Origin of the sequence: Mitsuaria sp. CC2 (assembly GCF_048957715.1) — a bacterium.
In the GTDB taxonomy this organism is placed as follows: Bacteria; Pseudomonadota; Gammaproteobacteria; order Burkholderiales; family Burkholderiaceae_C; genus Roseateles.
Map to the genome: position 1 here is coordinate 26,032 of NZ_JARVXN010000029.1, position 24,711 is coordinate 50,742.

Below are 24,711 nucleotides of genomic sequence, written 5' to 3' on the forward strand. Positions count from 1 at the left end.
CGCCCGATCAGCGGCCGACCGAATCGTCGAGCACCAGACGCTCGACGACCTCGCCGTGCTTGAGGTGGCATTCGACGATCTCGTCGATGTCGCTGTTGTCCACGAACTGGTACCAGACCGCGTCCGGGTACACGACCGCCACCGGCCCGCCCGCGCAACGGTCCAGGCAGCCCGCCTTGTTCACGCGCACGCCGCCCTTGCCGGCCAGTTTTTCGGCCTTCACGCGTTTCTTGCAGTGGTCGAAGGCCTCCTGCGCGTTGTGCTGAAGGCAGGCGTTCTCGTTCTCGCGCTGATTCAGGCAGAAGAAGATGTGGCGTTGGTAGTAGCTGGCAGAGCTCATCGGTCGATTGTAGTTTCAGGGTTTCCACCGAGCGTCCGTTCGTGCGGTCCGTCACGAACCGCTTGTCCTTCAGAGCGCCCGGCGGACCGCTCTTCGGAGGCTCGTTCCCCGGCAGGCGGCGGACCCGGGGGATCGCTCTTCACGTCGCCCTGCCGATCACTCTGTCGATCGCTTTGCGTGACGCCATAGAGCAGCCACGCCAGCGCCGCGAACGGCCACAGCCAGCCCACCCACTGCGCCAGCCCGTAGAGGTTGACGAAGCGGCCCTGCTCCCAGAACTGCAGGCTTTCGAGCAGATAGGGATCGGACGGCGCCTCGGCCATCAGCGCGATCAGCACGGTCAGCACGACCAGGCCCCAGGCCGCGTTCGCGCGCCGGGACATGAAGGCCGCCAGCAGCGCCAGCACGCCGCCGATGATCAGGCCGGGTCCGGTCGTCGAGGTCAACCAGGCCCACGCATGATCGGGGCCGAAGTTCAGCACGGTCGACCAGGCCGTCGTCGTCACGCCCAGCGCGATCGCACCCAGCACCAGCAGCGCGCGACGCTTGCCCGGCCGCGCCACCGACAAGGCGAGCAGGCACGGCGCCAGCAGGCCCATGGCGATCGCGATGGCCTCGAGGCCCGGCGGCAGCGGCAGGTCGTCGGTCAGTTCCTTGGGGACGAGTTCCCAGGGCGTGTTCTCGAGCAGCAGCTCCGTCCACTCGCGCAGGCGCGGAAAGAGCTGGCCGAGGCCCAGCGGCAGCGGCGCCGGGTAGAGCAGCCCCACGGGCCACATCGCCAGCAGCGCCAGCGCCCCCGCGCTGTGCGGCACGAACCAGCGTTCGCGCCAGCCGTTCCAGCGCGCCAGCCCGCCGAGTCCCAGGACCGCCCACGCGCACAGGCCGCCGAGCCAGGCGCCGGCGCTGTTGAGCAGGAAGTCCGCCAGCGACGGCACACGGCCCGGGAGGAAATACTGCAGCGTCTCCATCGAGAACGACAGCAGCGGCAGCCCCACCACCGTCAGCAGTAGCGCGCGCAACAGGCTGCCGCTGCCGCGTATCACCGCCGAGAAGCACAGCAGTCCCAGCGGCCAGTAGCCCGCCACGTTGATCCATATGTCGAACCGGCCCCAGTAGCGGGGCCAGGGCAGCCCGACGAAGCCCGGCCAGGGCAGGCTGGGCGGCATGCGCCAGGGCCAGAACGGGTAGAGGCTGGCGTAGACCACCAGCACGGCGTAACACAGGGCCAGCCAGGAGGCGGAGCTGCGCCGATGCATCGCCGGGTCAGAAGGGTTTGACGACGACCAGGATCACGATGGCCGCGAACAGGAGGACCGACACCTCATTGAACACGCGGAACCATTTGTGGCTGCGGCGGTTGGCAAGCATCTCGAACTTGCGCAGGAAGGCGCGGCACACGTGGTGATACCCGATCGCCACGACGACCAGCCCCAGCTTGGCGTGCATCCAGCCGTTGCCCGGGCCGCGGCCGATGCCGTAATACAGCCACAGCGCGAGGCCGAAGGCCAGGGCGAGCACCATCAGTCCCGAACTGAAGCGGTAGAGCTTCAGTGCCATGATCAACAGCCGTTCACGCTCGGCGTGGCTGTCCGCGGGCACCATGGCCAGGTTCACGAAGATCCGCGGCAGGTAGAACAGGCCGGCAAACCACGCGGCGACGAAAATGATGTGAAACGCTTTGATCCAGAGCATCGCGGCATTATGGATGGCGCGAAAAAAAACCCCGGCTTCACAGCCGGGGTCGGAAAGCCTTATCGCTGTCATCACGTTAAGGCTCCTGCTCAGGGAGGAAAAGCAGGGAACGACAGCCTAACGGCTATCATTCAAGAACGACTTTAACAGATCTGCCGAATTTCGGAATCCACGTCTTTTCACCGGATGGCCCCTCATCCTGGTGGTACTTCCCGGAAATCATGCAACTTCCCGCTCCCTATCCCGCCAGCCGTCCCCGTCGGCTGCGTCGCGACGCCTTCACCCGGGCGCTGGTTCGCGAAAACCGCCTGCACGCCAGCGATTTCATCTTTCCGGTCTTCGTCCATGAGGGCGAGCACCGCGTCGAACCGATCGCGTCGATGCCGGGCGTCTCCCGCCTGAGCCTGGACAAGCTGATTCCCGTGGCCGAGGAATGCGTGGAACTGGGCATCCCGGTGATGGCGCTGTTCCCCGCGATCGATCCGGCGCTGAAGACGCCTGACGGCATCGAGGCGACCAACCCGGACGGCCTGATCCCGCGCGTCGTGCGCGCGCTCAAGGAGAAGGTGCCCGGCATCGGCGTGCTGACGGACGTCGCGCTCGATCCGTACACCAGCCACGGCCAGGACGGCGTGCTCGACGAGCAGGGCTACATCCTGAACGACCGTACCGTCGAGCTGCTCAAGCAGCAGGCGCTGGTCCAGGCCCGGGCGGGCGTGGACATCGTCGCGCCCAGCGACATGATGGACGGCCGCATCGGCGCGATCCGCGCCGCGCTCGAAGCCGACAGCCACATCCATACGCGGATCATGGCCTACAGCGCGAAGTACGCGAGCGCCTTCTACGGACCGTTCCGCGACGCGGTGGGCTCGCGCAGCAACCTCGGCAAGGCAGACAAGAAGACCTACCAGATGGACCCGGGCAACAGCGACGAAGCCCTGCGCGAAGTCGGCCTGGACCTGGCCGAGGGCGCCGACATGGTGATGGTCAAGCCCGGGCTGCCGTACCTGGACATCGTGCGTCTGGTGAAGCAGGAATTCAGGGTCCCGACCTTCGCGTACCAGGTCAGCGGCGAGTACGCCATGATCAAGGCCGCCGCCGCGAACGGCTGGCTGGACCACGACGCCGTGATGCTGGAGGCGCTGCTCGCCTTCAAACGAGCGGGCGCCGACGGCATCCTGACCTACTTCGCGATGGACGCGGCGCGTCTGCTGCGCGCCGGCGCCTGAACGTCCCGGACGCCAGGGAACGCGGGCTGCCCGACCGACGCATGCGCATCTTCCACCTGAGCGACGCGGTCTACGAGGAGCTCGCCGGGCTGCCCGACGAGCTCCCGCCCGAAGGCTTCCTGTGGATCGGCCTGCCGCGGCGGGAATTCGAGCTTCAGCTCGGCTCGCTGCAGCAGCGGCTCACGCGTTGGACCGGCGCGCAGCTGCTCGATCTGCATGTGTCGGATCTGATGAATCCGCAACTGCCCTCCCATTTCGACTACACGAGCGCCTACGACCTGATGGTGTTCCGCCGGCTCGCGACGATGCCCGGCCGCCAGCAGCATCTGTCCGAGGACGAGCCCCGCACCGCCGCCGCGGTCAACGAGGCGCTGAAGGCCATCGACACCAGTCCGGTCGGTTTCGCCGTCTTCGACCGCGTGCTGATCACCGTGCATCCGGGCGAGTGCTCGCTGCGGGACTACTTCGCCGGCAAGCTCGGCGCGCAGCAGGAGGGCCGCGACCTGCGCGGCAGCACGAGGCTGCCCCACAGCCCGGCCGAACTGATGCTGCGCATGGTCAACCACATGGTCGACAGCTATCTGGACCTGCGCCGGCTGCTCACCCGTCAGCTGACGACGCTGCAGAACCTGCTGCTGGACCGGCGCGGCCACTTCCGCGATTGGCCCGTGGTACTGCACGCACGCGACACGCTGTCGCGGCTCGAAGACCTCTGCGAGGACCAGCGCAGCGCCGTGCAGGAATGGATAGACGCGCTGGGCGAATGGCCCGTCGGCGACGCGCGGGCGGAACGCGAGCGCGAGCTGCTGCGCGTGCGTTCGCGCGACGTGCTCGAACACGTCGAGCGCGTGCTGACCCATGTGCGGCGGCTGGAGACGTCGGCGGAGACGTCGGTGCAGATGCATTTCTCGCTCACCGGCGAGCGCACCAACAACATCATGCGGACGCTGACCGTGCTGACGGCCATCTTCCTGCCGCTGAACCTGATCACCGGCGTCTTCGGCATGAACTTCGACACCCTGCCGCTGATCCACCGGGCCACCGGCTTCTGGATCGCCGTCGGCGTCATGGTCGTCACTGCGATCCTGCTCGGCGCCTTCTTCTGGCGCAAACGCTACCTCGGTACGCAGCAGTAGGAAGACAGGGCGAAGCGCTCAGCGCTTCACCTTGGCGGGCTTGGCCTTCGCCGCAGCATACGGATCGGCGAAGCCGAGCCCAAGCATGACCTCGGTCTCACGGGCTTCCATGCACTCGGCCTCGTCGTCTTCCTCGTGGTCGTAGCCCTGCGCGTGCAGCGTGCCGTGGACCAGCATGTGCGCGTAGTGCGCCGCGATGTCCAGTCCCATTTCCCTGGCCTCGCGCTCGACGACCTCGGCGCAGATCACCAGGTCAGCGGCGACGACGGGCTCGTGGGTGTAGTCGAAGGTCAGCACGTTGGTCGCGTAATCCTTCGAGCGGTATTCGCGGTTGAGCGACTGTCCCTCCTCCGCGTCGACGATGCGGACGGTGATCTCGCCCGGAAGCTCCAGCGCCGCGCGCATCCAGCGGATCACCTTGTGCCGCGGCAGCAGCGCCTTGTGGCGAGGATCCGCGAATTGCAGCGAAAGGCTCAGTTCCGGGCGGCTCATCGGGCAGTTCCCTTGCGCGTGGACTTGGCAGTCGTCTTTGCGGCCACCTTCTTCGCCACAGCTTGGGTCGCCACGGTCTTCTTCGCGACGGGCCTCTTCACTGCCGGCTTCTTCGACGCCGCCTTCTTCACGGCAGGCTCGGGAGGCGCTTCAAAGCGCATCGCCTCCTCCCGCAAGCGGAGCGCACGCAGACGACGTTCCTCGCGTTCTTCGGCGAACTGGGCGCGGTGCTCCTCCTCCGCGCGCGCTTCTTCGCGGGCCAGCGCTTCCGTCTGGTCCTCGTATGCCTGCACGATGCGCGCGACCAGCGGGTGGCGCACGACGTCCGCGCGCGTGAAGCGCGTGATCGCGATGCCCTCGACCCCGTCCAGCACCTGCTCCGCGTCGACCAGCCCGCTGCGCATGCCGCGCGGCAGGTCGATCTGGCTCGTGTCACCGGTGACCACGCACCTGCTGCCGAAGCCGATCCGGGTGAGGAACATCTTCATCTGCTCGGGCGTCGTGTTCTGCGCCTCGTCCAGGATGACGAACGCGTGATTCAGCGTGCGTCCCCGCATGAAAGCCAGCGGCGCGATCTCCAGCTGCCCCTTCTCGAAGGCCTTGGTCACGCGATCGAAGCCCATCAGGTCGTACAGCGCGTCGTAGAGCGGGCGCAGGTAGGGATCGACCTTCTGCGTCAGGTCGCCGGGCAGGAAACCGAGGCGCTCGCCGGCTTCGACCGCCGGGCGCGTCAGGATGATGCGCTGCACCGTCGAGCGTTCCAGCGCGTCCACCGCGCAGGCCACCGCGAGGAAGGTCTTGCCCGTGCCCGCCGGACCGATGCCGAAGCTGATGTCGTGCGACAGGATGCTTCGCAGGTAGATGTGCTGGTTGCCGGTGCGGCCGGCCAGGTCGGCGCGCCGGGTGCGCAGCACGACACCGCCGTCCGGGTCCTCGCCGTTGCCGCCGTTGCCGCCGTCGGCGCCGTTCGCCGCCTTCTCCGATGTGGCCAGGTCGTTGGCCGCCTCGACGATGGCCAGGCGCAGCGTCTCGCTGGGAATCGCCCGGTCGGCCCGCGCGTAAAGCGATTCGAGCAGGACCAGCGAGCGCCGCGCCTGCGCGCGCTCGCCCTCGACGTTGAAGTGCTCGGCACGGTGGGTGATGCGCACGTCCAGCGCCGCCTCGATCTGGCGGAGATGATCGTCCAGCGGGCCGCACAGGTGCGACAGGCGCCGGTTGTCGGCGGGGGTGAAGGCGTGACGCAGGTTCAAAGCGGAGAAGGCTCCGTATTCAGGGGGGTTGAGGGCGGTATTGTCGCGCGCCGGTGCGCGGCGTGCTTGCCGCGCCTGCACAATCGCCCCCCATGCACCGGACCATGGAACAACAAGGAGACGCCGCCGGCCCGAGGGACGCCGCGCAGGCGCAGGGAGGCACCCGGCCCGCGGCGTTCGGCGCCGCGGCGATCCTGTCACTGGCCGTGCCGGTCTGCCTCGCGCAGGTCGCGGGCGCGGCGGTCGCGGGCGGCGACGGCATCACGACCGGCTCCTTCGCCACGCTGTGGACGCGGTTGGCGCCGCAACTGGCCTACGGGCTGCAGTCCGCGCTGGTGCTGATGGCCTTCGTGCTGGGACTGCTGATCTGGCAGCGCCGCGCGCAACGGCACATCGGCTGGCTGCTCGTGCTGATGCCGGGATGGGTGGTCATGATCGGCCTCGCGCCGCTGTCCTCGTGGCGGACCGGGATCGCGGTGATCCTCGCGCCGTGGCTGCTCTGGTGCGCGGTCCACTACCTCATGCGGCGGATGCGACGACACGATCGCCGCATGCATCGCGCGCTGCTGGCCCAGGCACTGATTTTCCCCGCCGCGCTGCTGCTGCCCTTGCCCGCGACACGCATCGCCGCCTTCGCGCTCTGGTGGCTGGGCGCCCAGCTCCTGGTCGCGATGGCCTGGCACCTCTGGCATCTCTGGCAGGACATGTTCCTCCCGACGCTGGAGGAGCGCTACCCGCAGTCCGACTTTGTCCTCAGCTGCGTGCTGATCGGCTTCGGCGTGCTCGCGATCCTGACGGCCTGGACGCTGCCGGGCAGCGGGCTGGCCGGCATCCTCGGTCCCCTGTGCCTGCTGGGCCTGGGCCTGCATCGCGTGCGCGGGTTCGCCCGCGCGCTGACGCAATCCGAGCTCGCCGTGCTGCAGGGCGAGCTGCGGCTGCAGGAACGCATCGCCGAGCTGGAGCGCCATTTCGAACAGGTCGCCGAGACCAAGCTGGAGCAGGTCACAGAACGCGAGCGCAAGCGCATCGCCGCCGACCTGCATGACGACCTCGGCGCCAAGCTGCTGACCATCGTGCATACCAGCGAGTCGGACAGGATCTCGACGCTCGCCCGCGAGGCGCTGGAAGAGATGCGGCTGTCAGTGCGCGGCCTGACCGGCAAGCCGGTGCAACTGCTGGACGCGCTGGGCGACTGGCGCGCCGAGGTGGTCTCCCGCCTGGCCCAGGCGAACATCCTGGCCGAGTGGAAATCCCCTGCCGAGGACATCGAGCACACCTTCCCCGCCCGCGCCTACGTGCAGACCACGCGCATCCTGCGCGAGTCGGTCAGCAACATCATCAAGCACAGCGGCGCCACGCACTGTGTGATCAGCTGCTCGGCGCAGGACGGCTACTTCTCGGTGGTGATCCAGGACAACGGCCAGGGCATCCCGCTGGAGCTCGAAGGTCGCCTGGACAAGGGACACGGCATGGCCAGCATGAAGGCCCGCGCCAAGCAGATGCACGGCCAGTGCCTGGTGGAATCCGGACCCGGCTGGGGCACCGTCATCCGGCTCACGATCCCACTTTGATCACGCTCTGATCGCGATCTCGCGTGATCCATTGCCGCCGGCACCACAGTCCGGCGTTGATCAGGATGGTCAGCCCCCCGAGAAAGCCGTACTGTTGCGCGAAGTCGGCGGGTTCCCTGCCGGCACTGCTTTCCTGAGCAAGAATCCGCGCCATGAACCACATCCTGCTCCTCGAAGACATTCCCGAAATCCGCGCCTGGCTCAAGGTCCTGGTCAAGCAGGTCTTCGCCAACGCGGTCGTCACCGAGTGCTCGCGGGTGCAGGACGCCCTTCAGCAGGTCAACTCGCAGCGTTTCACGCTGGCGCTGCTGGACCTGGGCCTGCCGGACGGTTCCGGCGTCGACGTGATCTCGGCGCTGCGCGAGAAGCAGCCGGAAGTGCAGTCCGTCATCGTCACCATCCACGACGACGACGAACACCTCTTCCCCGCCCTGCAGGCCGGCGCCTTCGGTTATCTGCTGAAGGAACAGTCGCGCGAGCTGCTGGTCGAGCAGCTCCAGCGCATCAGCCAGGGCGAACCGCCGCTGTCCCCATCGATCGCGCGCAAGGTCATCGCCTACTTCACTTCGCAGCGCCGGCCGCAGGCGGCGCAGGTGCTGCACGAGGTCTCGCTGACCGACCGCGAGACGGAGGTGCTGCTGCGCGTCGCCAAGGGCTTCACGCTGCCGGAGATCGGCGTGCAGTTGGGCCTGTCGCGTCACACGATCGCCGACTATGTGAAGCAGATCTATCGCAAGCTCAACGTGAGTTCGCGCGCCGAGGCGGCGCTGGAAGCGCAGCGCCTGGGGCTTTTCGGCAGGAACTGAACGTCCTGCGAGACGGATTCCGGCGCCAGAGCGGGGAGCGGACACCCGGCCTCGGGAAAATACTGGACAAACATCCAGCAGAATCACGTCGAAGCGCCGACGAACGCGGATAATCCGCGCCCATGATCGGCAAGCTCACCGGCGTCATCGCGGAAAAATCGCCCCCGCAGGTTGTCATCGACGTGCAGGGCGTCGGCTACGAAGTCGACGTGCCGATGAGCACCTTCTTCAACCTGCCGGGCCTGGGCGAGCGCGCCTCGCTGCTGACGCACCTGAGCATCCGGGAGGACGCGCACGTGCTCTTCGGCTTCCTCACCGCCGAGGAACGCACCACCTTCCGCCTGCTCATCAAGATCAGCGGCGTCGGGCCCAAGATGGCGCTGTCGCTGCTATCGGGCCTGTCGGTCGGGGATCTGGCCCAGGCCGTCTCCAAGCAGGAGGCCGGCCGGCTCGTGAAGGTCCCGGGCATCGGGAAGAAGACGGCCGAACGGCTGCTGCTGGAACTCAAGGGCAAGCTGAGCCCCGATCTGTCGCTGCCGGTGTCCGTGGCCAACGACGCCCAGGCCGACATCCTCCAGGCGCTGGTGGCGCTGGGATACAGCGAGAAGGAAGCCGGTTCCGCGCTGAAGACGCTGCCTGCGGACATCGGCGTCAGCGAAGGCATCAAGTTGGCAATGAAGCACCTGTCATGAATCCCCGCGCGCGGCGTACCCTCCGACCATGAGCATCCAGACCGACGACTTCACGCCCGCGCCGCAGCAGGCCCGCCTCATCAGCGCCCAGCCCGCGTCGCCGAACGAGGACGCGATCGAACGCGCGCTGCGCCCCAAGCTGCTCGACGAATACGTCGGTCAGGTGAAGGCGCGCGAGCAGCTGGAGATCTTCATCGGCGCCGCCAAGAAGCGGCGCGAGGCGCTCGACCATGTGCTGCTGTTCGGACCGCCGGGGCTCGGCAAGACGACGCTGAGCCACATCGTCGCCGCCGAGCTCGGCGTCAACCTGCGCCAGACGAGCGGGCCGGTGCTGGAGAAGCCCAAGGACCTGGCCGCCATCCTCACCAATCTCGAGCGCAACGACGTGCTGTTCATCGACGAGATCCACCGGCTGTCGCCGGTCGTCGAGGAAATCCTGTACCCCGCGCTGGAGGACTACCAGATCGACATCATGATCGGCGAAGGCCCGGCGGCCCGCTCGATCAAGCTCGATCTTCAGCCGTTCACGCTGGTGGGCGCGACCACGCGTGCCGGCATGCTGACCAACCCGCTGCGCGACCGCTTCGGCATCGTGGCGCGGCTGGAGTTCTACACCGCCGACGAGCTGCGCCGCATCGTGACGCGGTCGGCGTCGCTGCTCGGCGCGCCGATCGATCCGGAGGGCGCGCTGGAAGTCGCGCGGCGTTCGCGCGGCACGCCTCGGATCGCCAACCGGCTGCTGCGCCGCGTGCGCGACTACGCCGACGTCAAGGCAGACGGCACCATCACCCGCGGCATCGCCGAGAAGGCATTGGCGATGCTGGACGTCGATCCGTTGGGCTTCGACCTGATGGACCGGAAGCTGCTGGAAGCGGTGGTGCATCGCTTCGACGGCGGGCCCGTCGGACTGGACAACGTCGCCGCGGCGATCGGCGAAGAGCCGGGCACCATCGAGGACGTGATCGAGCCCTACCTGATCCAGCAGGGCTTCCTGCAGCGCACGCCGCGCGGACGGATCGCTACGCTGGCGGCTTATCGCCACCTGGGCGTCGCGCCGCCTAAGCAGGCGGGGCAACTGTTCGATCTGGAGTGATCGGGGAGCCCGGCCAGGCGAGCTGACCGACGCTCCGGAACGGCAAAGAAAAAGGCGCTCCGAGGAGCGCCTTTGTGCTTCGTGATCCGGAGATCAGAAGTTGTGGCGAACGCCCAGGGCGAACGAGTTCAGGTCGTCGCGCTTGGCCGGCGTATTCGCATCCACGGCGGTGTAGAACGCATACACCTTGGTGCGCTTGCTCAGGTTGTAGTTGTACGCCACCGTGTACTGCTTGCCACCGTTGCGACCGTTGTTGAACGAGTACGCGCCGGCCTTGGTGCCACCCACGTTCAGGTGGAATTCCGACTGACCCATCGTGTACATCACAGCGGCACGGCCGATCCAACGGCTGTCCTTGCCACCGGCGACCAGCGGCGTGCCCGACTCTTCGCGCTGCGCGTAGCCGCCGAAGGTGAAGGCGCCCAATTCATACAGGCCGCGGATCGCGTACTGCTTGGCCGGGCCTTGCTTGCTGTAACCAGCGCCCAGGTGCACGGGGCCCTGGTCGTAGTTCAGGGCGACGTCGTAGCCGCGCGGATCGACGCCTTCACCGGCGTGCAGCGTGAACTCGCCGTTGAAGCCGCTGATGTTCGGGGTGAAGTAGCCGACCTTGTTGGTCTGCGTGAAGCCTGCGCCCGAGTACAGCTTGTCTTCCGACGTGCCGGTGTCGTGGTTGTGCATCGACACGTAGTCGGCGGTGGCGTAGTACGAGCCCGGGGTCCAGCGGCCCAGGCGGACAGCGCCGAAATCGCCAGCCAGCTGCACGCTGGCTTCACGGTTCCAGAACGCCGAACTGGTCTGGCGGCCGTCGTCCGAGTTCAGGCCGTGCTCCAGGGCGAAGCTGGCCTTCAGGCCGCTGCCGAGGTCTTCCGTGCCCTTGAAACCCAGGCGGGAGTTGTTGTTGATCACCGACGCGACGCGGTCGTTGTTGCCGGTCTTGATGCTTTCCACCGAGGTGTTGATGCGACCCCAGAGCGTGACGGAGCTCTGCGCGAACACGGGAGCGGAAAGGGCCGCGATGGCCGCAGCGAATGCAATCTTTTTCATACCCACCTTCATCCAGTTGGAGGTTTCAGCCGGTCTGGCTCATGGCTTTACTGCAAGGTGTGCGGAGTATAGAAGTGCGTTGCACGCACCCATCACGCCCGACGCAAAATTGCAACAGTTCCCCGTTAGGGGTGAACCAGAGGGCCGGCGGGTGATAACAGCCGGGCCGTCAGGACCTGCCCCGCCAGCAGGGCGGCGAGCACGGCGATCTGCTCGATCGGGCCGAGCCGGTGGGCATGCCAGAGGAACAGTGCGATCGCGACCAGCAGCACGAGGAACATGCCGCCCGCCGCCCAGGCGTGCGAGGACGCGACCTTCGGGTCGAACAGCGGCCTCGTGTGCGGGTCGTATCCGGGCGCTATGCGGGCGCCGATGCCCGGCTCCCAGTGCGCCGGCTCCCACCACAGGCGCAACTTGTCCCGCCAGCGCGGCGTGCGCCGCGTCTTGGACAGCAGCTTGGCGTAGACCTGCACGTTGGCCGTCCACGGGTTCCAGCTCTGCAGCGCGTCGCGCGTGCCGTAGACGCAGGGCTCTTGATCCAGCTCTTCCTGGAAACTCCCGAACATCCGATCCCAGATGACCAGGATTCCGCCGTAGTTGCGATCAAGATAGGGATCGTTGACGGCGTGATGCACCCGGTGATTGGATGGCGAGCAGAACCACCGGTCGAACCAGCCCAGCCTGCCGATCTGCTGCGTGTGCACCCAGAACTGGTACAGCAGGTCGACCAGCGCGACGACCGCGTACACCAACGGCGGGAATCCCAGGATCGCCATCGGCATGTAGAAGGCCCACCCGACCAGCCAGCCGCTGCCGGTCTGCCGCAGCGCGGTGGAGAGGTTGTAGTCCTCGCTCTGGTGGTGGACGGCGTGCGCGGCCCACAGCAGCGCGGTGGTGTGGCCGAGGCGGTGGTGCCAGTAATAGAGGAAGTCGTAGAGCAGCAGCCCCAGCAGCCACACCCACCAGTCGCCGGCATCCAGCCGCATCAGCGCGGCGCGTTCGAAGACCCAGGTGTAGATGCCCAGCGTGAAGAGCTTGGTCATCACGCCCACCACCTGGCTCAGCATGCCCAGCGCGATGCTGCTCACCGCATCGTTGAGGCGATAGGTGTTGCGGCCGCGGCGCAGGCCGATCCAGTATTCGAGCCCGATGAGGGCGAAGAACACGGGCGTGGCCAGCACGATGATCTGTGCGTCGGTCATGTGTCTCCTCGAGGAACGCTCGATGCGGCGCTCTTGTCGATATCGGCGGCCGCCGGCCCTCGTGGGAGCCGGCGATCACGCGCTCAAGCCCGGGCGGTCGCGACCGCGGCCGGAATGAAGCCCGGCACGCCGGGATCGTCCAGTGCCAGGCCTTGCAGATGTTGATCGTCGTTCCATCCGACCAGGCTGAATCCCTGCGGCGAGTGCAGCAGCCGGTTCACGCTGGTGTTGCCCAGGACCCAGCTGCGCGGCGCCTGAAGGTCGATGCGGGTGGCGGCGCGGTAGAGGCAGTCCAACACCCCGCCGTGCGCGACGACCGCAATCGTCTGGCCCGCATGTGCGGCGGCCAGTTCGGACACGACCGCGATGCAGCGCGCGTAGAGCGCGGTGAGACTTTCGCCGCCGGGTGGCTCGAAATCCGGATCGCGTCGCCGCCAGCGCAGGGCGTCCTCGGGGAAGCCGGACTCGATCTCGGTCCACAGCTTGCCCTCGTGGATGCCGAACGCGCGCTCGCGCAGGCGTTCGTCGAGACGGACGTCCAGCCCATGCGGCGCCGCCAGATGCCGCGCGGTCACGGCGGCGCGGTCCAGGTCACTCGCATAGATCGCGTCGATCGGATGGTCGGCCAGCGCGGCGCCGAGCCGCTCGGCCTGGCGCTCGCCCAGCGCGTTCAGAGGGCGGTTCAAGTGACCTTGCAGCCTGCCCTCCCTGTTCCAGGCGGTTTCGCCGTGCCGGATGGCCAGGATCAGCGTCGGGTCCACTCAGACGCCCCAGACCACGTCGGTGCCGGCCCCCTGCGCGGCGCGCATCAGCTCCAGCAACGGCCACAGGCGCTGGCGCAGCGACACCTCGGCCTTGGGCGGCGGTTTGCGGCCTTCGGCCTGCGCCTGTTCGGCGGCGCGATCCTGCGCCTGTTGTTCCTCCGCGATCGCCGCCTCGCCATGCGCGATCAGCGCGGGCAGGTCGGACGCCTGGAAGATGCCTTGCGGCGCCGGTCCGCGCCCCAGGGCCTGCAGCGCTTGGTCGCCGTGAGCGGCCGTCATGATGACGTCCGCCCCGGCCTTCGACTTGAACTTGTACAGCACACGTGTCTCCCGGCCGTCGACAGCGGCCCATCGACGCATTGTGCCGCCCTCGCGAGCGGCGCGGATCAGGCGCCGCGAAGCAGGTGCACGGACGCGCGCGCCGCTCGCGGCACCGCCGCGGCCTGCTCGCGCGCCAACTTGCCGGCCTCGGCCTGCGCGGCGATCTGCGCCCGGCGCTCCTCGAACGCGCGCGTCTCCAGCGCCGGCGCGCACAGGAAACCCTGGTATTCGTGGCAGCCGCAGCGCGCCAGGAATTCGCGTTGCGCGTCGGTCTCCACGCCCTCGGCGATGACCTTCAGGTGGAGCGCCCGGCCCATCTGCACGATGGCGTTGACGATGCCGGCGTCGCTCGCGTCGCCCGGCAAGCCGTGCACGAAGCTGCGATCGATCTTGAGCCGCTGGATCGGGAAGCGCTTCAGATACCCCAAGCTCGAATAGCCGGTGCCGAAATCGTCGATCGACATCAACACGCCGAGTTCCGACAGCGCCTCCATCCGATGCAGCGCTTCCTCGGCGTCGCGCAGCAGCACGGATTCGGTGAGTTCCAGCTCCAGCAGCGACGGCGGCAGGTCGTAGGCGCGAAGCGCCTGGCCGACCTGTTCGACGAATTGCGTCTGCTGGAACTGCAAGGCCGACACGTTGACCGCCACCGGCACGCGCAGTCCCTTCTGCAGCCACGCCGAGGCCTGCGCCACCGCCTGCTGCAGCACCCACTGGCCGATCGCGATGATGAAGCCGCTCTCCTCGGCCACAGGAATGAACTCGGAGGGCGGCACGTCGCCGCGCAGCGGATCGCGCCAGCGGATCAGCGCTTCGGCGCCCACCAGCTCGCCGGTCTCCAGCGAGACCTGCGGCTGGAAGTGCAGACGGAACTCGTGTTCCTGCAGTGCCTGACGCATCGCATGGTCGAGCCGCATGCGCGACAGCAGGTCCACGTCCTTGCGCGGCTGGTGGAAGCGGAACGCGCTGCGGCCGCTCTCCTTGACCCAGTGCATCGCGCGCTCGGCGCTGGCCAGCAGTTCCTCGGCGCTGGCGCCGTCGCCGGGGAACAGCGCGATGCCGATGCTGCAGGTGACCGTGAAGCTCAAGGTGTCGAAGCAGAAGGGGCGCGACATCGCCTCCTGGACGCGCCGCGCCGCGTGCTCGGCGCCGCGGGCGTCGGCCTGGTGGATCAGCAGCGCGAACTCGTCGCCGTCCAGCCGTGCGACGGTGTCCACTTCGCGCAGCGATTCCTTCAGCCGAAGCGCGACTTCCTTCAGCACGCGGTCGCCGTACGAATGTCCCAGCGTGTCGTTGATCTGCTTGAAGCGGTCGAGATCGACGTTGAGCAGCGCGAACGGCGTCGTCTCGCGACGTGCCATCGCCTGCGCGTAGTCCACGCGTTCCATCAGCGCGCGCCGGTTCGGCAGCCCGGTCAGCATGTCGTTGTGGGACAGCTCCTCGATGCGCTGGTGCGCGGCCAGCTTCTCGCTGAGGTCGCGGAACGAGTACACGCGCCCGATCGGCCGGCCCCGGCTCCACTGAGGCAGCGAGACGCGCTCGAGGACGCGCCCGTCGATCAGCTTGAGGTTGTCGCTGGTGTGCAGCAGCGGCGACTCCTGGATCGCGCCCAGTCGCATCGCGTAGGCGGCGCCGTCGACGACGCTGCGCCTCATCCACGCCTGCACGGCGTCGTCGTTTCGGTCGTTGAGCAGATCCTCCGGAATGCCCCACAGCGACGCGAGCCGCTGGTTGAAGCTGCGGATCCGGCCGGCCAGGTCGGTGACCAGGATGCCGTCCGCGGTCGATTCCAGCGTGGCCCGGAGTTCCGCCAGAAGCGTCTCGCGCTCCTCGTCGTGCTGGCGCTGCTGCGTCTGATCGCGCATCGCGATCAGCCACAGTCCGTCGCCCTGCGCCTGCGCGACATGGCTGATGCGGCGGGAAATCCACAGCATGCGACCGTCCGCGTGACGCATCATCGTGTCGGTGTGCAGGCTCTCCCGGCGGCCGATCGCGGCATCCATCCAGAACAGCGCATCCTCCGGCGTCGACGCCAGGGATTCGATGCTGCCGCCCACCAGATCCTTTGCCTGCAGTCCGAGCAGCTGCTGCGAGGCCTGGTTGACCGCCACGACGCAATGGGTGCGCGCGTCCACCAGCCAGACCGCCTCCTGCAGGCCGTCGATCAGCGGCAGGAACGCGGCATTGAGCGCCGCGGGGGCCGCGGCGGTGGCTCGGACCGGAAGATTCACGCCGCCATCTCCCCCGGGGGCGAGGGCGGCATGGACATCGGGCCGGCGGATTCGAAGAAATAGGCGATGCGGCTGCGCGGGCTGAGGTAGTCCAGCGAGGCGCGCGGCAACTGCTGCGGCTTGACGCTGCGGCGGATGCCGAGGTCGGGCAGCTCTTCCAGGTTGAGCACCAGCGCTTCATCGCGCGGTACCCGGGGATCGTGGACCATGACCCTGGGCTTGAGAGGGCGCGACGAGTTGACGGCGACGACCAGCGCGTAGCGGTCGTCGGTCAGTTGCACGGCGGAGCCCGGCGGATACACGCCCATCATCCGGATGAAGGCATTGAGCATGGTCGCGTCGAAACGGCTGCGGCCCTGCGCGAACATCAACGACAGGGCCTCATGCGGCGTCATCGCCTTGGAACTGAGCAGCGGATTGCACAGGCCGTCGAAGCGGTTCACCAGCGCCACGATCCGGGCGCCGATGCTCATGCGGTCGGCGTTCAGGCGCTGCGGGAATCCGCTGCCGTCGGCGTGTTCGTGATGCTGCGCGATGATCAGCAGCGGGCCCGCGCCCACGCCCATCTTCTGCCCCAGCGCCACACCCTTGGCGACGTGCTGCTGATAGGCGGCCACCTCGGCGGCGGTGAAGCTGTCGTCGCGATGGCGGAAACGGGCCGTCAATTCCAGCTTGCCGATGTCGTGCAGCAGCGCGCCCTGGCCCAGCTCCAGCATCTCGTCCCGACCCAGTCCGAACGCCCGGCCCAGCAGCATCGCGATCACGGCAACGTTGAGCGCGTGCGCGGTGCCCCGGTCACCGGCGCCCTCGTTGAGCAGACGGATGTTGATGTCGCCCTCGACCAGCATCTTGTCCAGCAGCGCGCGGGACAATGCAGACGAGCGGTCGCGCGCCTCCGTCGGTTCACGCGGCACGAGGTCCATCAGGTCGCGCAGGGCGGTGGCGGCCTCGGCGTACTGGCGCTCGCACAGCAGCAGCGCATCGCGCTGCTCGGCCAGCAGGCGGCGATGGCGCTCGCGCACCTCGTCCTCGACGCTGCGCTGGTCGTCGACCACGGCCGCCGCCACGGGCGGCGCAGGCATCGGCGTGGCTTCCAGCGGCAGATCGCTCTTGCCCGGACTCCAGCGCACCTGCTTCAGACCCAGGCGGCGCAGGATCAGCAGCTGCTCTTCCGAGCTCAGCTTGAAGCTGCTGAGCGGAAACGGATGCGACATCCAGCCGAGGTCGAGATGGATGAACATCCCCACTTTCAGCTGGTTCACATCGATGAGCGGATCGGCCGATCTGTCCTTCATTCTTGTAGTTCCGCGTCCCGGTTCGGGCGCCCTCGTCAGCAGCTTCGGCTGCGGAGGGGCGCAACTTAAATCAAAAGCGCGTCAACCGTACGGCGTTGCGCATGATCCCGAGGGGACCGTGCAACTTGTCACAGGTTTTTCCAGCGTCACCCTATGATCCCCCGAACCTCGCATTCTCATAAAGATACAGGAGACTTTTCATGCATGCCTTCATCTGCGATGCGCAGCGCACCCCTTTCGGGCGATACGGCGGCGCCCTGTCGTCGGTCCGCGCGGACGATCTGGGGGCGGTGCCCATCCAGGCCCTGATGGCGCGCCACCCGTCGCTCGACTGGGAAGCCCTCGACGACGTGATCTACGGCTGCGCCAATCAGGCCGGCGAGGACAACCGCAATGTCGCGCGCATGTCCGCCCTGCTGGCCGGCCTGCCGATCGCCGTGCCCGGGGTGACGCTGAACCGGCTCTGCGGCTCCGGCATGGACGCCGTCGGCAGCGCCGCCCGGGCGATCCGCGCCGGCGAGGCGCAATTGATGATCGCCGGCGGCGTCGAAAGCATGAGCCGCGCCCCCTTCGTCATGCCCAAGGCGGAATCGGCCTTCTCGCGCGCCAATGCGCTCTACGACACGACCATCGGCTGGCGGTTCATCAACCCGAAGATGAAGGCGCAGTACGGTGTCGACGCCATGCCGGAGACCGCCGAGAACGTCGCCGTCGATTTCGGCATCGAGCGCGACGCCCAGGACCGCATGGCGCTGGCGTCGCAGAGCAAGGCCCTGGCCGCGCAGCGCAGCGGCTTCTTCGACGCCGAGATCTGCCCGGTGACCATTCCCCAGAAGAAGGGCGACGTGGTCGTCGTCCGGCAGGACGAGCACCCGCGCGAGACCAGCCTGGAGGCGCTGGCCCGGCTCAAGGGCGTGGTCCGGCCGGACGGTAGCGTGACCGCCGGCAATGCCTCCGGCGTCAACGACGGCAGTTGTGCCTTGCTGATGGCGAGCGAAGCGGCGATCGCCAGGCACGGCCTGACCCCGCGCGCCCGGGTGCTGGGCATGGCGACGGCAGGCGTCGCGCCGCGCATCATGGGCATCGGTCCCGCGCCGGCGACGCGCAAGGTGCTCGCACAGGTCGGACTCACGCTGGACCAGATGGACGTCATCGAACTGAACGAGGCCTTCGCCGCCCAGGGTCTGGCGGTGCTGCGCGATCTCGGACTGCAGGACGACGATCCTCGCGTGAACCCTCATGGCGGGGCGATCGCGCTGGGTCACCCGCTCGGCGCCAGCGGCGCTCGGCTGATCACCACGGCGATCAACCAACTCCACCGGACCCGGAGCCGCTACGCGCTGTGCACGATGTGCATCGGTGTGGGTCAAGGCATCGCGGTCGTCGTCGAACGCGTTTGACCCCTCCGGAAACCGAAGATCGAACCCGACATCTTGTCCCTTGTTCATGGCGAAGACACTTCGCCGCGAATGGGTTGAGGAATCCAGCAATCGCCCAGGTTGTCTGACCTCATTTTGGTGCAGTGCGCGTGCACTGGCGGGGCTTCACCCTGACGTGCGACCTATAGCCAAAAGTTGGGGACGACAGAGAAATAGTCATGGGCGCACGTAGGACCACGTAGGCGCCAATCGCACATCGCGTGTGATACTGACTTCGTTTGATGGCGCATACCGCTCATATATGTAGCGATATGCGGTGACAAGCATGATGTCTGACTATTGACCGCTTGCTTAGCGACCACCGACCGCGGTTTCGCGCACCTTTTTCCCGCTGAACGCCCGTTCACGCTGCCTGCTCCAGGCGGTGGGGCGTTCTGCGCAGAAAGTGCACCAATTTGATGCATATGCGTGCGATTTGCGGATAAAACATTTGCCCTGGCAAAGATTCTTCACAGGGTTGTCCCTATAGTTCCGGACATCACCTGCTTACGCCCAGCAGATTTGGGCGTCAAACGCACGTCCTCCCTCTTCGCCATGTCTGCTGCACGAGCCTTTGATGATGAACTGACCGCGATCCAAGCGGTCGTCCCCGCCCCTGATGCTGAAGTCCGTACCGGTCCGCTGAAGCGCGATCTGGTCGCTGGCCTGGAAAAGGGTCTGGCCGTGATCGAAGCCTTCGATCAGGAGCGCCCCAGACTGACCATCAGCGAAGTTGCCGGCCGCACCGGCCTGACCCGCGCGGCCGCTCGCCGCTACCTGCTGACGCTGACCCACCTGGGCTTCGTCTCGCAGGACCGCAAGATGTTCGCGCTGACCCCGAAGGTCCTGCGCCTGGGCCAGAGCTACATGCACTCCGCCCGTCTGCCGCGCATCATCGAACCCGAGCTGCACAAGCTGGCGTACGCGATGAAGGAAGCCTCGTCGGCTGGCGTGCTGGACGGCAACGACGTGATCTGCATCTCGGCGACGAGCGCGGGTCGCGTGGTGTCCCCGACGCTGCAACCGGGCACCCGCGTGCCGGCCTACTGCACCGGCAATGGCCGCGTGCTGCTGGCGGCGCAGCCGCAGGCGGAGGTCGACGCCTTCATCGCCCGTCAGGAACTGACGGCGCTGACCCCGCACACGATCACGCATCCGGAGCGCCTGCGCATCGAGATCGCCCGGGCCCGCGCCCAGGGTTACGCGCTGATCGACCAGGAGCTGGAACAAGGTCTGCGTTCGGTCGCCGTGCCGCTGAAGAACTACAAGGGCGACACCGTCGCCGCGATGGCCATCAGCGTCCATGCCACGCGCATGAGCATGGAACAGATGGTCGAGCACTGCCTGCCCCCGCTGCTGCAGGCGCAAGCCCACCTCCGCATGCTGCTCTGAGGCTCCAGAACGAGTCCGGAAGCGCCAACGAGAAAGCGACCCGCGGGTCGCTTTTTTCATGGGCGCACGTAGCCCGGTGCATCGAGCCGGCGGGAGCCGGGGGCCCCAGGCCGATTCTGGGACTTATGAGGCCTGGGGCCCCCGGCTCCCGCCGGCCGCGCTCGGTCGGTCCCAGGTGCGGTGCTGCAACAGCGGACTGATGCGGTAGCGCTCGCTGCGATAGGCGGCGAAGAGCCCGTCGAGCGTATCGACGACGGTCGTCGCGCCGAGCAGTGCGAGCCACTCGAACGGTCCGGCCGGGTAGTTGACGCCGAGCGTCATTGCCGTGTCGGCGCCAGCCTCATCGCAGACGCCTTGCCAGACCGCGTCCGCGCCCTCGTTGACCAGCATTGCGATCGTGCGGGCGACGGCAAGACCCGGTACGTCGCGCAGCACCAGCGGCTCCCAGCCGAGACGGCGGAGCAGCGCTTCGGCCTGCTTCCGAGATTCGGCGTCGACGCGTGGAGCGAAGGCGATGGCCAGACCCTCGATGCGATCCGGCGCCAGCGGCCAGTCGATCACCGCCACACCGGGCTGCGCGCGCTCATGCGCCAGTTGCGCGGCGCAACGCCCGCGCGTGAAGTGCAACTGCAGACCTTCGACGGCGACGCCGTTCCAATCCGACGCTGCGTCGCGCTCGAACGCAACACGGCGCGTCGTCATCCAGGCACCGAGGCGCTCGACCAACGCGCCCTGCCCCGCCAGTGTGACCGGGCCGGGCTCGCCATCAACCGGCGGCGTCGACGGCGTCCCGCCGGGCACACCCTCGTAGAAGCCCTTGCCCGACTTGCGCCCCAGGCGTCCGCCGTCCACGAGGGCCTTCTGCACCAGCGACGGCTGATAGCGCTTGTCGCCGAAGTTGGCCTCGAACACCGACTGCGTCACCAGGTAGTTGGTGTCGTGTCCGATGAGGTCCATCAGCTCGCACGGTCCCATGCGGAAGCCGGCGCTCCGCAGCGCGCGGTCCAGTTGCGCGGGCGAGCCCGCCTGCTCCTGCAGCAGCGCCAGCGTCTCGGCGTAATACGGTCGAGCGATGCGATTCACGATGAAGCCCGGCGTCGACTTCGCATGCACGGGGGTCTTGCCCCAGCGGCGGGACAGCTGTTCGATCGCCTCGGCGGCGGACGGGTCCGTCTCCGCGCCCCAGACCACCTCCACCAACTTCATCAGCGGCACCGGATTGAAGAAGTGCATGCCCACCAGGCGGCGCGGCGTCGTCATCCCGTTGGCCAGCGCGGTGATGCTGATGGACGACGTGTTGGACGCGATCAGCGCGTCCGGCGGCAGCAGCGCGTCGAGCTCACGCAGCAGCGCCTGCTTGGGTTCGAGCTTCTCGACGATCACCTCGATCACGAGTGCCGCCTCTTTCAAGTCGGCGGTAGCGCCGGCCGGGGAGAGCCGGCCCACCACCGCCTCCCGCTCCGCCGCCTCCATCCGGCCCTTGGTCACGAGGCCGTCAAGCGCCTTGCCGATCTGCGCGATCGCCGCGGCCGCGGCGCCCTCGCGCAGGTCCATCAGACGGACCGGATGGCCGGCCTGCGCCGCCACCTGCGCGATGCCCGCGCCCATCACGCCTGCCCCGATCACCGCCACCGTCGCCTGCGCGGCCGGTGCCGTCCCGACGCGCCAGGATCCCGTCGATCCAGTCGATTCCGTCATTGCTGTCTCCGTGTTCTTCGCCTTCCGGTCCACATTGCGGCGCACGTTGCGGCGCACGGTCCGGTTCTGCTCCCGGCCCGGATCAATCGGGACGGGGCACCCAGTTCGCGGGCCGCTTGCCGAGGAAGGCCGCGAAGCCCTCCTTCGCCTCCGCGCCCAGGCGCACCCGGGCGATGGTCTGCGCGGTCAGTTCGCGGACCTGATCGCTGACGGGACCGACCTCGAGCTGCGCGAACAGCGTCTTGATCTCCGCCTGCGCCCGCGGGCCGTTCATCAGCAGTTCCGCGATCCAGCGCTCGACGGCGCCATCGAGGCCGTCCGGCGCGTCGCTTTGGACGACTTCGTGCAGCATGCCGATCCGCAGCGCCTCGGCAGCGGGGATGCGGCTGGCCGTCAACGCGAGCCGACGCGCCTCGCGCGGCCCGACGGCATTGATCACGTAGGGACCGATCACCGACGGCAGGATGCCGAAACGGGCTTCGCTGACCGCGAACTGCGCCCCGGCGGCGGCGACCGCGATGTCGCAGGCCAGCGTCAGTCCGACGCCACCGCCCAATGCCACGCCGTGGACCTTCGCGATCGTCGGTTTCGGGCAGCGCGCGATGCGGTCCAGCATGCCGGCAAAGCGGCGCGCGTCCTCGACGTTCCACGCCTGCGTCCCCTCCGACGCGCGTTTCATCCATTGGAGATCGGCCCCGGCGCTGAAGGCCTTGCCGGCGCCGTCCAGCACGACGATGCGCACGGCGGGGTCCTGGCCGAGCCGTTCGAAGGCGGCATCGAGGGCCGCGATCATGGCTTCATCGAAGGCGTTGAACACCTCGGGCCGGTTCATCGTCACGCGGGCCACGCCACGCGCGTCGGTCGATATCTGCAGGGTCTCCACGATGCCGTCTCCGTTGTGATCGACGGAGTATCGCAGCCCGACCGGTCGGTCGGGAAATGTCCGGAGGTCAGTGCTCCCAGGTCTCCAGCACCAGCTCGCGCACGGCGGCGAGCGCCGGGTCGTCGGCGCCTTCGCGCTGCAGCCAGCACAGCCAGGTCTCATCCTGCCAATGCGGCCAGATGCGCAGTTCGCCGGCGCGCGCCGCCTCCTCGGCCTGGTCCTTGCGGAGGATGGCCGCGCCCAGCCCGCTGGCGACCATGCCGCGCACCGCGGCTTCGGTCTCGGCCATCAGTCCCTGGCCGGGTTCGCGGCCGGCCCCGCGGAACAGCCGCTCGGCGGCGGGACGCAGGCCGCAGTTCGCGGGCGTCTCGATCCAAGGCAGCGAGAGCAGCGCGTCGCGCGACACCGGCCACTCGCGGTCGGTGAAGCGGCGAGGCACCGCGATGACCAGTTCCATCCGCTTGAGCTTGCGCACGTCGAGGCCGTCGATGGAGCCGCCTTCGTTGAGCACGTAGGCGCAGTCCACGTCGCCCCGGCGCAGCGCCTGCACGCTGTGCAGCGACAACCGTTGCATCAGCTGGAGCGCGATGCCGGGATGGCGTTCGGCCAGCTTCACCATCACGTCCCCGAGCCGCAGCGAGATCGGGTCGGTGACCGTGCCCATGCGCAGCACGCCCTGCACCTCGCCGCGGATCTGCGCGGCCGCCTGTCGCAGGCGCTGCGCGGCATCCAGCGTGCGACGGGCCTCCTCGGCCAGCTTCTCGCCGGCGGACGTCAGCGTCATGCCGCGCGAGCTGCGCTCGAACAGCTGGACGCCCAACTCCTCCTCCAGCGCCTTGATCTGCGCGCTGACGGCGGGCACGGAGGTGAACACCTTCTCCGCGGCGCGGGTCAGGTTCCGTTCGGCCACGACGGCCAGAAAACTCTTCAGCTGGTACAGCTCCATGGGTCCGGATTCTGACAAGCCGGCGTCGGACCCGCGTTCGGATTCTCAAAACGCCTGTTCCAAAGATGCGCATGGACCGTGCGCGCGGCCGCGCCCAGACTGCCGTTCCATCGAAGTCCTGCGAAAGCGAAGGCCGCCATGAGCCTCTCCAATCCCTATGCCGCCACCGTCGCGATGCTGTTCGCAGCCGTCTCGTGGGGCAGCCTCTTCCTCGTCGGCAAGCCGGTGCTGAGCCGCCTCGATCCGATCTGGTTCACGGCGCTGCGCTACCTGCTCGCGGGCGTCGGCATGACGCTGCTGGTCGTCTTCTTCGGCGAACGGCCCTGGGCCAAGCTCCGCGCGCACTTCGGCACGCTGACGCGCCAGGGCGTGCTGGGCTACGGCTTCTTCGGCATCCTCGTGCTGGAGGGTTTGAAGCTCTCGCTGCCCTCGCACGGCGCGGTCCTGATGGCGACGATGCCGATGACGACGATCCTCCTGCGCTGGCTGCTCGACGGCCAGCGGCCGGGCATCGCCGTGGCCGGCGCGGCGGTGCTGGCGCTGAGCGGGGTCGTGCTGGTCTCCGGCGTGCTGGGGCGCACCGACGGTCCGCCGCACATGCTGCTGGGCGACGCGCTGACCCTGCTGGGCACCGTCGGCTGGGTCCTCTACACGCGCGGCGCGGCCCAGGTGCCGGAGCTCAGCCCGCTCGAATACACCGGTCTCACCGCCCTCGCGGCACTGCCGTGGCAGGTGGCGTTCGCGCTCGTCGCGACGGCCGGCGGCTGGATCGCCGCGCCTGCCTGGTCCGACGTGACGCCGGTCGTGCCGCACCTCGTCTACATCGCGGCCGTGCCCACGGTCGCGGCGGTGGTGGCCTTCAACTTCGGCGTGCGGCAACTCGGCGCGTCGCGAGGCACGCTGTTCCTGAACGGTGTGCCGGTGTCCGCGCTGCTGATGAGCGTCGCGCTGGGCCAGCACCCGGCGATGCAGGAATGGACAGGAGCGGCGCTCGTCATCGCGGCCCTCACCTTGAGCACCCGATCGCCCGCCTCCGCCGGTCAAGCAAAGGTAAAGGCCGGGGCGCTGGCCGGCGCCGGCGGGCGCTCCCCAGCCACCTGATCCGCTCTGCGGCAAGCAGGAAAGTCCCGGTGCGACGGGCGCCACAGGCGGGCTCATGCCTTTTGTCATGGGCCTGTCTTCTGGCATAGGCTGGGGGTCTCGTCGGGCCCGG

At 68.2% G+C, this 24,711-nt stretch carries 23 protein-coding genes and 1 pseudogene; 9 read left to right on the top strand and 15 right to left on the bottom strand.

Annotation, left to right across the window (positions count from 1 at the left end):
- Nucleotides 1–7: 7 nt before the first annotated feature.
- From PV762_RS19845 to PV762_RS19855, 3 genes are read right to left on the bottom strand one after another with little or no spacing between them, the layout of a single operon-like run.
- The gene (locus PV762_RS19845) at nt 8–340 is read right to left on the bottom strand and encodes a (2Fe-2S) ferredoxin domain-containing protein (RefSeq protein WP_421036726.1); all 333 of its coding nucleotides are present in this window, start codon (nt 338–340) and stop codon (nt 8–10) included.
- A complete protein-coding gene (locus PV762_RS19850) occupies nt 337–1,596 on the bottom strand; it encodes a VanZ family protein (RefSeq protein WP_421036727.1) in 1,260 nt (419 codons plus the stop codon). The genes PV762_RS19845 and PV762_RS19850 overlap by 4 nt, the downstream gene beginning before the upstream one ends.
- A 7-nt stretch (nt 1,597–1,603) precedes the next feature.
- A complete protein-coding gene (locus tag PV762_RS19855; RefSeq protein WP_421036832.1) occupies nt 1,604–2,032 on the bottom strand; it encodes a CopD family protein in 429 nt (142 codons plus the stop codon).
- 221 nt (nt 2,033–2,253) lie between these two features.
- On the opposite strand from PV762_RS19855, the gene hemB reads away from it, so the two are divergent.
- Both hemB and PV762_RS19865 read left to right on the top strand, forming a co-directional pair.
- Nucleotides 2,254–3,261 carry a porphobilinogen synthase gene (hemB, locus tag PV762_RS19860; RefSeq protein ID WP_421036728.1) on the top strand — a complete coding sequence of 336 codons (1,008 nt, stop codon included), beginning with the start codon at nt 2,254–2,256 and terminating at the stop codon, nt 3,259–3,261.
- A 41-nt stretch (nt 3,262–3,302) separates the two neighbouring features.
- Entirely contained in the window at nt 3,303–4,397 is a 1,095-nt protein-coding gene (locus PV762_RS19865) for a magnesium transporter CorA family protein (RefSeq protein ID WP_421036729.1), read from the top strand.
- 18 nt (nt 4,398–4,415) lie between these two features.
- On the opposite strand, the gene ybeY is transcribed toward PV762_RS19865, so the two are convergent.
- Nucleotides 4,416–4,889, bottom strand: a complete 474-nt coding sequence (gene ybeY, locus PV762_RS19870) for an rRNA maturation RNase YbeY (protein WP_421036730.1) — start codon at nt 4,887–4,889, stop codon at nt 4,416–4,418.
- 272 nt (nt 4,890–5,161) lie between these two features.
- Nucleotides 5,162–6,139 (bottom strand): annotated as a pseudogene (locus tag PV762_RS19875) (PhoH family protein); the annotation flags it as partial.
- A 104-nt stretch (nt 6,140–6,243) separates the two neighbouring features.
- Between PV762_RS19875 and PV762_RS19880 the strand changes: the two are divergent.
- The gene (locus tag PV762_RS19880; RefSeq protein WP_421036731.1) at nt 6,244–7,710 is read left to right on the top strand and encodes a sensor histidine kinase; all 1,467 of its coding nucleotides are present in this window, start codon (nt 6,244–6,246) and stop codon (nt 7,708–7,710) included.
- Here PV762_RS19880 and PV762_RS19885 read toward each other — a convergent pair.
- Nucleotides 7,694–7,864, bottom strand: a complete 171-nt coding sequence (locus PV762_RS19885; RefSeq protein ID WP_421036732.1) for a hypothetical protein — start codon at nt 7,862–7,864, stop codon at nt 7,694–7,696. The genes PV762_RS19880 and PV762_RS19885 overlap by 17 nt on opposite strands.
- Here PV762_RS19885 and PV762_RS19890 point away from each other — a divergent pair.
- The 3 genes from PV762_RS19890 to ruvB all read left to right on the top strand — a co-directional run bounded on the left by PV762_RS19890 (nt 7,863) and on the right by ruvB (nt 10,301).
- Nucleotides 7,863–8,516: a response regulator gene (locus PV762_RS19890; protein ID WP_067069232.1), complete on the top strand. Its 654-nt coding sequence runs from the start codon at nt 7,863–7,865 to the stop codon at nt 8,514–8,516. The genes PV762_RS19885 and PV762_RS19890 overlap by 2 nt on opposite strands.
- A 122-nt stretch (nt 8,517–8,638) precedes the next feature.
- A complete protein-coding gene (ruvA, locus tag PV762_RS19895) occupies nt 8,639–9,208 on the top strand; it encodes a Holliday junction branch migration protein RuvA (RefSeq protein ID WP_421036733.1) in 570 nt (189 codons plus the stop codon).
- A gap of 28 nt (nt 9,209–9,236) precedes the next feature.
- Entirely contained in the window at nt 9,237–10,301 is a 1,065-nt protein-coding gene (gene ruvB / locus PV762_RS19900) for a Holliday junction branch migration DNA helicase RuvB (protein ID WP_421036734.1), read from the top strand.
- A 93-nt stretch (nt 10,302–10,394) separates the two neighbouring features.
- On the opposite strand, the gene PV762_RS19905 is transcribed toward ruvB, so the two are convergent.
- The 6 genes from PV762_RS19905 to PV762_RS19930 all read right to left on the bottom strand — a co-directional run bounded on the left by PV762_RS19905 (nt 10,395) and on the right by PV762_RS19930 (nt 17,161).
- Nucleotides 10,395–11,348 carry a porin gene (locus PV762_RS19905; RefSeq protein WP_421036735.1) on the bottom strand — a complete coding sequence of 318 codons (954 nt, stop codon included), beginning with the start codon at nt 11,346–11,348 and terminating at the stop codon, nt 10,395–10,397.
- Between the two features lie 125 nt (nt 11,349–11,473).
- Nucleotides 11,474–12,550: a sterol desaturase family protein gene (locus PV762_RS19910; protein ID WP_421036736.1), complete on the bottom strand. Its 1,077-nt coding sequence runs from the start codon at nt 12,548–12,550 to the stop codon at nt 11,474–11,476.
- Between the two features lie 83 nt (nt 12,551–12,633).
- Nucleotides 12,634–13,311, bottom strand: coding sequence for a histidine phosphatase family protein (locus tag PV762_RS19915; RefSeq protein WP_421036737.1), 678 nt, complete (start codon nt 13,309–13,311; stop codon nt 12,634–12,636).
- Nucleotides 13,312–13,635: a DUF1840 domain-containing protein gene (locus tag PV762_RS19920; RefSeq protein ID WP_421036738.1), complete on the bottom strand. Its 324-nt coding sequence runs from the start codon at nt 13,633–13,635 to the stop codon at nt 13,312–13,314. It lies immediately after the preceding gene.
- A gap of 65 nt (nt 13,636–13,700) precedes the next feature.
- Complete coding sequence (locus PV762_RS19925; RefSeq protein WP_421036739.1) at nt 13,701–15,866, bottom strand: putative bifunctional diguanylate cyclase/phosphodiesterase; 2,166 nt, start codon at nt 15,864–15,866, stop codon at nt 13,701–13,703.
- Nucleotides 15,863–17,161 carry an HD-GYP domain-containing protein gene (locus tag PV762_RS19930; protein ID WP_421036740.1) on the bottom strand — a complete coding sequence of 433 codons (1,299 nt, stop codon included), beginning with the start codon at nt 17,159–17,161 and terminating at the stop codon, nt 15,863–15,865. The genes PV762_RS19925 and PV762_RS19930 overlap by 4 nt, the downstream gene beginning before the upstream one ends.
- Nucleotides 17,162–17,361: 200 nt before the next feature.
- Between PV762_RS19930 and pcaF the strand changes: the two genes are divergently transcribed.
- Nucleotides 17,362–18,561 carry a 3-oxoadipyl-CoA thiolase gene (gene pcaF, locus PV762_RS19935; protein ID WP_421036741.1) on the top strand — a complete coding sequence of 400 codons (1,200 nt, stop codon included), beginning with the start codon at nt 17,362–17,364 and terminating at the stop codon, nt 18,559–18,561.
- A gap of 573 nt (nt 18,562–19,134) precedes the next feature.
- Complete coding sequence (locus PV762_RS19940; protein ID WP_088407692.1) at nt 19,135–19,971, top strand: IclR family transcriptional regulator domain-containing protein; 837 nt, start codon at nt 19,135–19,137, stop codon at nt 19,969–19,971.
- 123 nt (nt 19,972–20,094) lie between these two features.
- On the opposite strand, the gene PV762_RS19945 is transcribed toward PV762_RS19940, so the two are convergent.
- From PV762_RS19945 to PV762_RS19955, 3 genes are all read right to left on the bottom strand, one after another.
- The gene (locus tag PV762_RS19945) at nt 20,095–21,669 is read right to left on the bottom strand and encodes a 3-hydroxyacyl-CoA dehydrogenase (RefSeq protein WP_421036742.1); all 1,575 of its coding nucleotides are present in this window, start codon (nt 21,667–21,669) and stop codon (nt 20,095–20,097) included.
- An 82-nt stretch (nt 21,670–21,751) separates the two neighbouring features.
- Nucleotides 21,752–22,552: an enoyl-CoA hydratase-related protein gene (locus tag PV762_RS19950; protein WP_421036743.1), complete on the bottom strand. Its 801-nt coding sequence runs from the start codon at nt 22,550–22,552 to the stop codon at nt 21,752–21,754.
- A gap of 67 nt (nt 22,553–22,619) precedes the next feature.
- Nucleotides 22,620–23,498 carry a LysR family transcriptional regulator gene (locus tag PV762_RS19955; RefSeq protein WP_421036744.1) on the bottom strand — a complete coding sequence of 293 codons (879 nt, stop codon included), beginning with the start codon at nt 23,496–23,498 and terminating at the stop codon, nt 22,620–22,622.
- A gap of 138 nt (nt 23,499–23,636) precedes the next feature.
- Between PV762_RS19955 and PV762_RS19960 the strand changes: the two genes are divergently transcribed.
- Nucleotides 23,637–24,599: a DMT family transporter gene (locus tag PV762_RS19960; RefSeq protein WP_421036745.1), complete on the top strand. Its 963-nt coding sequence runs from the start codon at nt 23,637–23,639 to the stop codon at nt 24,597–24,599.
- Nucleotides 24,600–24,711: the final 112 nt, after the last annotated feature.